Below are 10,507 nucleotides of genomic sequence, written 5' to 3'. Positions count from 1 at the left end.
AGCGCGCCCCAGCCGAGCGCCGCGAGCACGCTGCCGGCCACGACCACCCGGTCCCAGCCGGCGCGGGCGGCGGCGGAACGCGGCCGGCTGCGCAGCTGCACCCCGGCCGTCACCAGCACCACCCCGGCCAGCGCGCCGAGCACGGCCGGGTAGCAGCCGGAGAGCAGCTCGCCTTCCAGGGTGGGGAAGGCGCCGAACAGGATGCCGACCGCGGCCACCAGCCAGACCTCGTTGCCGAGGAAGAACGGCCCGACCGCGTTCAGCGCGGCCCGCCGGGCCTCCGGCGTGGCACCCCGGGCCAGCAGCAGCCCGACGCCGTAGTCGTAGCCGCCGAGCACGAGGTAGGTGGCGAAGAAGAGGCCGAGCAGGGCGTACCAGGCGAGTTCCACGGTGGGCTCCCTCAGGCGAACACGGGGTGGGGGTGGTGGTCGGTGTCCGGCGCGGGCGGCCGGCCGAGCGCGGGGTCGTGCGCGCCCCGGGCGGCGTGCCGGGCCAGCAGCACCCAGTTGGTGACGGCGAGGGTGCCGAGCAGCAGGGTGAAGGCGATCAGCGAGGTGAGCATCAGCCCGGCGCTCACCGGCGAGACGGCCTGCCCGGTCGGCAGCAGCCCGTACGCGACCCAGGGCTGGCGGCCCACCTCGCGGGCGATCCACCCGAGGATCACCGCGACGAAGGGCAGCGGCACGCCCAGCAGCACCAGCCAGAGCGGGAACTTCAACCGGATGATCCAGTCCCGCCACAGCAGCGGCAGCAGGAGCCAGACGCAGCCCAGGGTGAAGCCGATCAGGATCATGAAGCCGAGGCCGACGCTCGACAGCACCGGCGGGGTGTAGTCGCCCGGGCCGAACCTCGCCGTCCACTCGGCGACCAGCGCGTCGCGGTCGGGGCCGCCGCCGAACTTGGTCGGCTGGAGTTCCCCGACCGGACCGAACTGCGCGAAGCCGAAGCCTTGGAGCGTGGTCACCGCGACGGCCGCGGTGACCAGGCCGAGCCGCAGCGACTTCCGGAAGAGCAGGAAGTCCGGGGTACGCCGGAGCAGGTGCCAGGCGCTCACCGCGGCCATCAGGATCCCGCCGGTGACCAGGCCGGCCGAGACCACGTGGCCGAAGGCGAAGCCGAGGGTGGGGTTGGTGAGCAGCGCGCCGAAGTCGGTGAGGTGGGCGACGCCGTCGCGGACCTCGTAGCCGACCGGGTGCTGGAGCCAGGCGTTGGCCACCATGATCCAGAAGGCGGAGGCGTACGCGGTGAGCGCGACGCCCCAGAGCAGCGCCAGGTGGACGCCGCGCCGCAGCCGGTGCCAGCCGAAGATCCACATCCCGAGGAACGTGGACTCCAGGAAGAAGGCGACCAGCGTCTCGATGGCCAGCGGCGCCCCGAACACGTTGCCCACGTAGCGCGACAGGCCGCTCCAGTTCAGCCCGAACTGGAACTCCATCACGATCCCGGTGGCGATGCCGAGCACGTAGTTGATCACGTAGAGCTGGCCCCAGAAGCGGGTCAGCCGCTCGTACACCGGCTTGCCGGTGACGAAGCCGGCGGTCTGCAGGCCGACCAGCAGGGTGACCAGGCCGAGCGTGACCACCACGAAGAGGAAGTGGATCGAGGTGGTCGTGGCGAACTGCAGGCGGGCGATGAGCAGGGGATCCATGGCCGACTCTCCCACGGGTTGTCTCGCTTGTCATAGCGAGCCTACACGTAGGCTCGCTACCTATTCGGCCCGATGGCACCTTCGGGGTGGCTTCCCGCCCCTCAGCTCAGGAAGAGGGAGATCGGCAGGGTGACGAGGAGGGCCGCGACCGAGAGCGCGGTGGCGCCGAGCACCCGCGGCGGCCGGTCCGGGACCATGAGCCGCTGCACCCGTACGTCGAGGTCGCGGTCGCCGAGGCCGAGCGTGCCGGCCGGGGTGACCCGGTGTCCGGCGGCGGCGAACCGGCGCAGCGCCCCGGCCAGGGGCTCCTCGGCGTGCAGCTCGCGGGCCTTGTCGTCGGCGCGCATCTCGACCAGCAGGGCCACCCGCTCGTGGGCGTCCCGCACCCAGCGGAACCAGGGCAGCGCACGGCAGAGCGCGGTGAACGGCAGCAGCACCAGGTCGTGCCGCTCCTGGGCGTGCGCCCGCTCGTGGGTGAGCACCGCCGCCAGCTCGGCCCGGTCGAGCAGGCTCAGCGTGCCGGCGCTGACCACCACGCGGGGCTTCACCCCGGGCAGGCAGTAGGCGGCCGCGCTCGGGTGGTCGAGCACCAGCGCCCCGGGCACCGTCGGGTCCCGGCGGGCGACCAGGCTGAGCAGCTCCCGGTGCCGGCGCTGGGCCCGTACCGTGCCGTGGATGCTGCGCACCGTCGTGGTCAGCAGCACCGCGCCGATGCCGAAACCGACCCCGACGAGGCCCAGGTGCGGCGCGCCCAGGCCGGCCGGCAGCGTGCCGTGGGCCAGGTCGTCGGCGAGCGTCAGCAGCGCGCTCCCGGTCGGCAGCTCGTACGCGCTGAGGCCGAGCGCCATGGGCAGCCCCATCGCGGAGAGGCCGAGCGCCAGCCCGACCGCCTGCCAGCAGACGATCGCCACCCGCGGGGCCCGCCAGGTCCACCGCGCGGCCGCGAGGACCTGCGCGGTCAGCCAGCAGGCCAGGATGGTCGCGGCGAAGTGCAGGGCGTACGCCACGGCGGCCGCCCTACCGGTCCGTCGCCTCGTCGAGCGCCGGGCCGCCGGCCCGCGGGTCCTCGACCCGGTCGGTCAGCCCGGACTCGGCCGGCCCGGAGCCGGCCAGGCCCGCCTCGGCGCTGAGCGCCGCGCGCAGCACCTCCGCCTCGGTGCCGGTCACCGAGCGGGCGAAGCGCACCAGCGCCGCGTCCCGGCTGCCGCCGAGGTCGAGGGCGTCGAGCATGAGCTGGGCGATGTGCGCCTCCCGGGTGGCGGCGGGCCGGTAACGCCAGGCCCGCCCCTCCCGCTCGCGCTGCACCATGCCCTTGCCGGCGAGCCGGTCGAGCACGGTCATCACCGTCGTGTAGGCCAGCTCCCGCCCGTCGAGGGCGTCGGCGACCTCGCGTACGGTCACGCCGTCCGACGTGGCGGGGACCGAGTCCCACAGCACGTCCATCACCGCACGTTCGAGATCACCGAGCCGAGTCACCCGGCAATCCTACCTCGCGTAGTAGAAGAGACCTACACGCCCTTCGGGTGCCACACCGTCTTGGTCTCCAGGAGAGTGGTCATCCGGGTGAGGCCCGGGTCGGCGGACCAGTCGTGGTCGGCCGGGGCCGGGCGGAGCACCCGCTTCAGGTTCTCCGCGGCCTTGACCTCCAGCTCGGCGGCCAGTTCGGCGTCGGCGACCCCGGTCAGGTCGATGGCGTTGACGTCCATGTGCGCGGCCAGCGTCGGCACGGTCTCCGACAGCCGGCCGGTGAGGATGTTGACCACCCCGCCCGGCAGGTCCGAGGTGGCCAGCACCTCGGCCAGGGTCACCGCCGCGAGCGGCGCCGACGGGGAGGCGGCCACCACCACGGTGTTGCCGGTGACGATCGCCGGGGCGATCACGCTGACCAGGCCGAGCAGCGCCGGGGACTCCGGGGCCACCACGGCCACCACGCCGGTCGGCTCCGGCGCGGAGAGGTTGAAGTACGGCCCGGCCACCGGGTTCGCCCCGCCGTAGACCTGGGGCAGCTTGTCGGACCAGCCGGCGTACCAGACCCAGCGGTCGATGGCCGCGTCGACCTCGTCGACGGAGGCGCCGAGGGCGACGAACTGGTCCCGCCGGCCCTCCAGCATCTCGGCGACCCGGTAGAGGATCTGACCGCGGTTGTACGCGGTCGCCCCGGCCCAGCCCTTCACCGCGGCCCGGGCGGCGACCACCGCGTCCCGCGCGTCCTTGCGGGAGGCCAGCGACACGTTGGAGTCCTGCACGAGATACGACCGTCCCGACTCACTGCGCGGGAACTTCCCGCCGATGAAGAGCTTGTACGTCTTGCGTACCGCGACCCGCTCAGACATTGAGGTACGCCTCCAGCCCGTGCCGGCCGCCCTCGCGACCGTAGCCCGACTCCTTGTAGCCGCCGAACGGCGAGGTGGGGTCGAACTTGTTGAACGTGTTGGCCCAGACCACGCCGGCGCGTAGCCGGTCGGCCATCCAGAGGATCCGGGAACCCTTGTCGGTCCAGATCCCGGCCGACAGCCCGTACGGCGTGTTGTTGGCCTTCTCCACGGCCTCGGCCGGGGTGCGGAAGGTCAGCACGGACAGCACCGGGCCGAAGATCTCCTCGCGGGCGATCCGGTGCGCCTGGGTGACCCCGGTGAAGATGGTCGGCGCGAACCAGAAGCCGCGGTCCGGCAGCTCGCACGGCGGCGACCAGCGCTCGGCGCCCTCGGCGGCGCCGGCGTCGGACAGCTCCCGGATCCGGGCCAGCTGCGCGGCCGAGTTGATCGCGCCGATGTCGGTGTTCTTGTCCAGCGGGTCGCCGATCCGGAGCTGGGCCATCCGCCGCTTGAGCGACTCCAGCACCCGGTCGGCGACCGACTCCTGGACCAGCAGCCGGGAGCCGGCGCAGCAGACGTGCCCCTGGTTGAAGAAGATGCCGTTGACGATGCCCTCGACGGCCTGGTCGACCGGGGCGTCGTCGAAGACGATGTTGGCGGCCTTGCCGCCGAGTTCCAGGGTCAGCTTCTTGCGGGTGCCGGCGACGGCCCGGGCGATGGCCTTGCCCACCTCGGTGGAGCCGGTGAAGGCGACCTTGTCCACGCCCGGGTGCTCGACCAGCGCCCGGCCGGTCTCGCCGGCGCCGGTCACGATGTTGACCACGCCGGCCGGCAGGTCGGCCTGCTGGCAGATCTCGGCGAAGAGCAGCGCGGTCAGCGGGGTGGTCTCGGCCGGCTTGAGCACCACCGTGTTGCCGGCCGCGAGCGCCGGGGCGATCTTCCAGGCCAGCATGAGCAGCGGGAAGTTCCACGGGATGACCTGCGCGGCGACGCCCAGCGGCCGGGGATTCGCGCCGAAGCCGGCGTGCTCCAGCTTGTCGGCCCAGCCCGCGTAGTAGAAGAAGTGCGCGGCGACCAGGGGCACGTCGACGTCGCGCGACTCCTTGATCGGCTTGCCGTTGTCCAGCGACTCCAGCACGGCCAGTTCGCGGGAGCGCTCCTGGATGATCCGGGCGATCCGGAACAGGTACTTGGCCCGGTCCCGGCCCGGCATCGGACCCCAGACCTTCTCGTACGCCTCCCGGGCGGCGCGGACCGCGAGGTCCACGTCCTGGCTGCCGGCCTCGGCGACCTCGGCCAGCACCTCCTCCGAGGCCGGGTTGATCGACTTGAAGCTGCCGCCGTCGGTCGGGTCGACGAACTTGCCGTCGACGAAGAGCCCGTACGAGGGCTTGATGTCCACCACCGAGCGCGACTCGGGGGCGGGTGCGTATTCGAACATCGCGCTCAGTCCAGGGTGAAGTAGTCGGGGCCGGCGTAGACGCCGGTCGTCAGCTTGGTGCGCTGCATGAGCAGGTCGTTGAGGAGGCTCGACGCGCCGAACCGGAACCAGTCCGGGTCCAGCCAGTCGGGGCCGACGGTCTCGTTGACCATGACCAGGTACTTGATCGCGTCCTTGGTGGTCTTGATGCCGCCGGCCGGCTTCACGCCGACCTGCCGCCCGGTGGCGGCGCGGAAGTCGCGGACCGCCTCCAGCATCACCAGGGTCACCGGCGGGGTGGCCGCGACCGGGACCTTGCCGGTGGAGGTCTTGATGAAGTCGCCGCCGGCCAGCATGGCCAGCCAGGAAGCCCGGCGCACGTTGTCGTAGGTGGCCAGCTCGCCGGTCTCCAGGATCACCTTGAGGTGGGCGTCCCCGCAGGCCTCCTTGGTGGCCACGATCTCGTCGTAGACCTCCTTGTAGCGGCCGGACAGGAAGGCACCCCGGTTGATCACCATGTCGATCTCGTCCGCGCCGGCCGCGACGGCCGCCCGGGTGTCGGCGAGCTTGATCTCCAGCGGGGCCTGGCCGGACGGGAAGGCGGTCGCCACGCTGGCCAGGTGCACGCCGGAACCGCGCAGCACCTCCGCGACGTACGGGACCATCGCCGGGTAGACGCAGACCGCGCCGACGTGCGGGCAGGACGGGTCGGCCGGGTCGGGGCGCAGCGCCTTGGCGGCGAGCGCCCGCACCTTGCCGGGGGTGTCGGCCCCTTCCAGGGTGGTCAGGTCGACCATCCGGATCGCCAGGTCGATGGCCTCGGCCTTGGCGGTGGTCTTGATGGAGCGGGTGCCGAGCTGTGCCGCCCGCTGCTCCGCGCCGACCTGGTCCACGCCGGGCAGGCCGTGCAGGAAGGTCCGCAGAGCGGTCTCGGATCGTCCCAGCTCGGAGAGCTCCGACCGGGCCGACGTCGCTGTCGCCGTCATGCCCCGAATACTACGCACCCGCGCGTTGGGTGATCTTGGTCACGCCGGCCCGGCCGGGGGTGCCACACGTGAGCGGCGTCGCTGGTCCGCCCGCACGTGCGATGCGCCCCCGCCGGGACCGGTAGGTTGAGCGATCGTGGACGTACACGTCATTGACCACCCGCTCGCCCAGGCGCGGCTGACCGCCATGCGGGACGCCCGGACCGACTCGGCGTCGTTCCGGGCCGCGCTGCTCGAACTCACCACCATGCTGGTGTACGAGGCCGCGCGCTCGTTCCCCGTCGAGAAGTACTCGATCCAGACCCCGGTCACCGCCACCGAGGGCACCCGGCTGGCGAACCCGCCGCTGCTGGTGCCGGTGCTGCGGGCCGGTCTCGGCATGGCCGACGCCGCGCTCGGCCTGCTGCCCGAGTCGTCGATGGGCTTCGTCGGCCTGGCCCGCGACGAGGAGACGTACGAGCCGCGCGCGTACATGGAGTCGCTGCCCCGGGACCTGAGCGGCCTGCCGGTGCTGGTGCTCGACCCGATGCTGGCCACCGGCGGCTCCCTGGAGCACTGCTGCCGGCTGCTCGCCGACCGCGGCTGCACCGACATCACGGTGCTCTGCGTCCTCGCCGCGCCGGTCGGCATCGAGCGGCTGGAGCGCTCGGGGCTGCCGTTGCGCCTGGTCACCGCCGCGATCGACGAGGGCCTCAACGACCGGATGTTCATCGTCCCGGGCCTCGGCGACGCCGGGGACCGCCAGTTCGGCGGCATGCCCCGCTTCTGACCCCGCGGACCGGCCCGCCGGCAGCGCCGGCGGGCCGCCCGGATCCGGCGTCCGGCGAGTCCGTGCGCGGGGTGCGCCCAGCCGCTACCGTCTCGGGCCATGACTGGTGTTGCGCTCGCCGAAGAGCTGCTGCTCCTCGCTTATGACGACGAAACCGGCAAGGCCACCATGCCGCGGATCAGCCTGGACCTCGGCATGGCCGCCGCGGTGCTGGTCGAGCTGGCCCTGGCCGGGCGGATCGCGTACGCCGACGGGAACCTGGCGGTGCTCGACCCGGCGCCGACGGGTGAGCCGATCGCCGACGAGGTCCTCGCCCGGATGACCGCCGACACCCCGCACACCCCGTCCTCGTGGGTGCAGCGGCTGCGGCACGGCCTGCGCGACCGGATCCTCGGCGACCTCTGCGGCCGGGGCGTGGTGCGGGACGTCGACGAGACCGAGCTGGGCTTCATCCACGTGCACCGCTACCCGGTCGCGGACGCCTCGGTGGAGGCCGACATCCGGCAGCGGCTGGCCGACGCGCTGACCGTCGGGCAGCTTCCCGACGAGCGGACCGCCGCGCTCGCCACCCTGGTCGCGGTGCTGCGGATGGAGCCGGCGCTGGGCCTGACCGGCACGGCCGCCGCCGAGGCCGGCAAGCGCCTGGAGGAGATCGCCAGCGGCGCCGGCTTCTCCGGCACGGTGAGCCTGGACGACAGCGTCGTCCGCCCCTCGGTAAGCCTGGTCATCGCCGCCCTGGCCCAAGCGGTGGACGCCGCCCTCGGCAAGCGCCCCTGACCGACTGGTTGATCAAGAGGTTTGCGTCCGTACGGGCGCTCGCCCCAGACGCAAACCTCTTGATCGACGCCGGGGTCAGAGGCCGAGGGCCGCCGCGATCTCCCCGCGGAGTTCCGTGACCGCGGCGTGGGCGCGGCGGCGGGCCGCGGGGACGTCGCCGTCCGTCACCGGTTCCACCACCTCCAGGTACGCCTTGAGCTTCGGCTCGGTGCCGGAGGGGCGGATCACCACCCGGGCGGTGTCGGTGCGCAGGACCACCACGTCCGCCTCGGGGAGCAGGTCGGACGCCTCGGTGACCGGGCGCCCGAGCAGCGCCGTCGGGGTGGCGGCGCGGATCCGGGCCATGCCGTCGGCGATCACCCGCAGGTCCTCCACCCGGACCGAGAGCTGGTCGGTGTGGTGCACGCCGAACTCGGCGGCCAGTTCGTCGAGCCGGTCGGCCAGCGTCCGGCCCTCGGCCTTGAGGCCGGCGGCCAGCTCGGCCACGGTCAGCGCGGCGGTGATGCCGTCCTTGTCCCGGACGTGCTCCGGCGCGACGCAGTAGCCGAGCGCCTCCTCGTAGCCGAAGACCAGCGGCTCCCGGCCGCCCCCGGCCCGGACGATCCACTTGAACCCGGTCAGTGTCTCGTCGTAGGGCAGGCCCCGGGCCGCGGTCATGGCCCGGAGCAGGGTCGAGGAGACGATCGTGGTGGCGTAGAGGCCGGCCACCCCGCGCCGCATCAGGTGGTCGGCGAGCAGTGCGCCCACCTCGTCCCCGCGCAGCATCCGCCAGGTTCCGTCCGCCGGCACGGCCACGGCGCACCGGTCCGCGTCCGGGTCGTTGGCGATGGCGATGTCCGCACCCGTGCTGCCGGCCAGCGCGACCAGCTTGTCCACCGCGCCCGGCTCCTCCGGGTTGGGGAAGCTGACCGTCGGGAAGGCCCCGTCCGGCTCGGCCTGCTCGGGCACCACGCCCGGCACCGCGAAGCCGGCCCGGGCGAACGCGGCGGTCAGCACCGCGGCGCCCACCCCGTGCAGCGGCGTGTACGCCACCTTCAGGTCCCGCGGGCCGGCCGGGTCGACCACCGCGGCGGCCCGCTCCACGTACCCGGTGATCAGGTCGTCGCCGAGCACCTGGCCGGGCGGGCCGAGCGGCACCTGGGCCAGCGGGCCGACCGCCCGGATGGCGGCCTCGATGCCGGCGTCGGCCGGCGGGACGATCTGCGCGCCCGCGCCCAGCTCCCCGCCGAGCTGCGCACCCAGGTAGACCTTGTAGCCGTTGTCCTGCGGCGGGTTGTGGCTGGCGGTGACCATCACCCCGGCCACCGCGCCGAGGTGCCGCACCGCGAAGGCCAGCACCGGGGTGGGCAGTGGGCGGGGTAGCAGCAGCGCCGGGCGACCCGCGCCGGTGGCCACCTGGGCGGTGCGCTCGGCGAAGGCCAGCGAGCCGCGCCGGGCGTCGTACCCGATCACCAGCGGGCCCTCGCCGCCCTGGGCGGCGAGCCAGCCGACCAGCCCGGCCGCGGCCTGGGTGACCACCGCGAGGTTCATCCCGTTCGGGCCCGCGCGCAGCGGGCCGCGCAGCCCGGCGGTGCCGAAGGTCAGCGGCCCGGCGAACCGGTCGGCCAGCTCCGGCGCGCTGCCCGGCAGCCCGGCGAGGACGGCGCGCAGCTCGTCCCGGTCGGCCGGGTCCGGGTCGTCGTCGAGCCAGCGCTCGGCCCGGGCGCGAAGGTCGTCAAGGTCAGTGGTTTCCGCCGCCATTGCCTCATGAAAGCACGGCGGCGGATCACCACCGGCCGTCGGCCTCGACTTCAGTTGGACCCGGTGAGCTGGAACGAGCGGGCCATCGCCTCGAAGATCGGCTTGCTCTCGGCGAAGTCGGCCTCGTTCGCGGTCAGGTAGAACGAGTAGACCTTGCCGTTCTGCACCACGCCACGCCACATGCCGTGCCGCTTCGCATCGCCGTCGCCGCAGGTGTACTCGAACTCCGCCGCCGGCTTGCCGGCCAGCGTCGGCTCGCTCATCGCCAGCTGTTCGTAGGGCTTGGCGCACGACTTGCTCTTGTCCCGCAGGTTGCGGGAGGCGAACTCGGCCCAGCTCACCGACGTCCCGCCCCAGTCCTCGGCGAGGATGCGTACCTTGCGGCCCTCGGTCTTCGGGTCGACGTAGTCGACGAAGAGGCCACCGGTCTTGCGATCCCAGCCCTTCGGCACCTGGAGGGTGACGCCCTTGACGGACTGCTCCTGCATCTCCACGGGCGGGGCCTCGGCGGACGACGAGGGCAGCGTGCCCACGATCGGCGGGGGCGCGTCGTCGCCGCTGGTCAGCGCGATCACGCCGACCAGGAGCAGCACGGCGACCCCACCGGCGACGGCGAGCTGGACCTTGCGCGGCCAGCTCTTCACGCGGCCGACGAGCTGGCCGCCGACGCCCTTGGCCCGGCCGAGCGCGCCGCCGTCGGCCGGCGCCGCGGCCGGGGGCGTCGTCCAGGGCTGGCCGGTGCCCGGCACCGACCACTGGTTGCCGGCGTACACCGGCTGGGTGGTGTCGGCGCCGCGGCCGTAGACCGGCTGGGTGGTGTCGGGATGGCCGGCGGGGACCCGCTGGGTGGCG

Annotated in this window: 10 protein-coding genes and 1 pseudogene; 2 read left to right on the top strand and 9 right to left on the bottom strand. The window is 73.7% G+C overall.

Translation table 11 applies throughout. The annotated features are described in order from the left end of the window. From B0E53_RS27535 to deoC, 7 genes are all read right to left on the bottom strand, one after another. Nucleotides 1–389: cytochrome d ubiquinol oxidase subunit II (locus B0E53_RS27535; RefSeq protein WP_146167787.1), on the bottom strand; the 389-nt coding region annotated here is incomplete at its 3' end. Between the two features lie 11 nt (nucleotides 390–400). After that, complete coding sequence (locus B0E53_RS27530; RefSeq protein ID WP_107078687.1) at nucleotides 401–1,648, bottom strand: cytochrome ubiquinol oxidase subunit I; 1,248 nt, start codon at nucleotides 1,646–1,648, stop codon at nucleotides 401–403. 101 nt (nucleotides 1,649–1,749) lie between these two features. Then, on the bottom strand, nucleotides 1,750–2,655 hold the full coding sequence (locus B0E53_RS27525; RefSeq protein ID WP_107078686.1) for a M56 family metallopeptidase: 906 nt from the start codon (nucleotides 2,653–2,655) through the stop codon (nucleotides 1,750–1,752). Nucleotides 2,656–2,665: 10 nt separating this feature from the next. Then, nucleotides 2,666–3,124, bottom strand: coding sequence for a BlaI/MecI/CopY family transcriptional regulator (locus B0E53_RS27520; RefSeq protein ID WP_107078685.1), 459 nt, complete (start codon nucleotides 3,122–3,124; stop codon nucleotides 2,666–2,668). Nucleotides 3,125–3,156: 32 nt separating this feature from the next. After that, nucleotides 3,157–3,981, bottom strand: coding sequence for an aldehyde dehydrogenase family protein (locus B0E53_RS27515; RefSeq protein WP_107078684.1), 825 nt, complete (start codon nucleotides 3,979–3,981; stop codon nucleotides 3,157–3,159). Further along, nucleotides 3,974–5,404: an aldehyde dehydrogenase family protein gene (locus B0E53_RS27510; RefSeq protein ID WP_107078683.1), complete on the bottom strand. Its 1,431-nt coding sequence runs from the start codon at nucleotides 5,402–5,404 to the stop codon at nucleotides 3,974–3,976. Before B0E53_RS27510 ends, B0E53_RS27515 begins: the two co-directional genes overlap by 8 nt. Nucleotides 5,405–5,409: 5 nt before the next feature. Beyond that, on the bottom strand, nucleotides 5,410–6,369 hold the full coding sequence (deoC, locus tag B0E53_RS27505) for a deoxyribose-phosphate aldolase (RefSeq protein ID WP_107078682.1): 960 nt from the start codon (nucleotides 6,367–6,369) through the stop codon (nucleotides 5,410–5,412). A gap of 136 nt (nucleotides 6,370–6,505) precedes the next feature. Here deoC and upp point away from each other — a divergent pair, with 136 nt between their 5' ends. Together upp and B0E53_RS27495 are read left to right on the top strand one after the other, a co-directional pair. After that, nucleotides 6,506–7,138, top strand: a complete 633-nt coding sequence (upp, locus tag B0E53_RS27500; RefSeq protein ID WP_107078681.1) for a uracil phosphoribosyltransferase — start codon at nucleotides 6,506–6,508, stop codon at nucleotides 7,136–7,138. Between the two features lie 99 nt (nucleotides 7,139–7,237). Then, a complete protein-coding gene (locus tag B0E53_RS27495) occupies nucleotides 7,238–7,915 on the top strand; it encodes a GPP34 family phosphoprotein (protein ID WP_107078680.1) in 678 nt (225 codons plus the stop codon). Between the two features lie 75 nt (nucleotides 7,916–7,990). Here B0E53_RS27495 and B0E53_RS27490 read toward each other — a convergent pair whose 3' ends face one another. Further along, the gene (locus B0E53_RS27490; protein ID WP_107078679.1) at nucleotides 7,991–9,655 is read right to left on the bottom strand and encodes a phospho-sugar mutase; all 1,665 of its coding nucleotides are present in this window, start codon (nucleotides 9,653–9,655) and stop codon (nucleotides 7,991–7,993) included. Nucleotides 9,656–9,705: 50 nt separating this feature from the next. Further along, nucleotides 9,706–10,507 (bottom strand): annotated as a pseudogene (locus B0E53_RS27485) (PsbP-related protein); the annotation flags it as partial.

The organism is Micromonospora sp. MH33, from assembly GCF_003013775.1.
In the GTDB taxonomy this organism is placed as follows: domain Bacteria; phylum Actinomycetota; class Actinomycetes; order Mycobacteriales; family Micromonosporaceae; genus Micromonospora; species Micromonospora fulviviridis.
The sequence above is the reverse complement of the archived record's forward strand: the minus strand, read 5'-3'. Positions and strand labels throughout refer to the sequence as shown.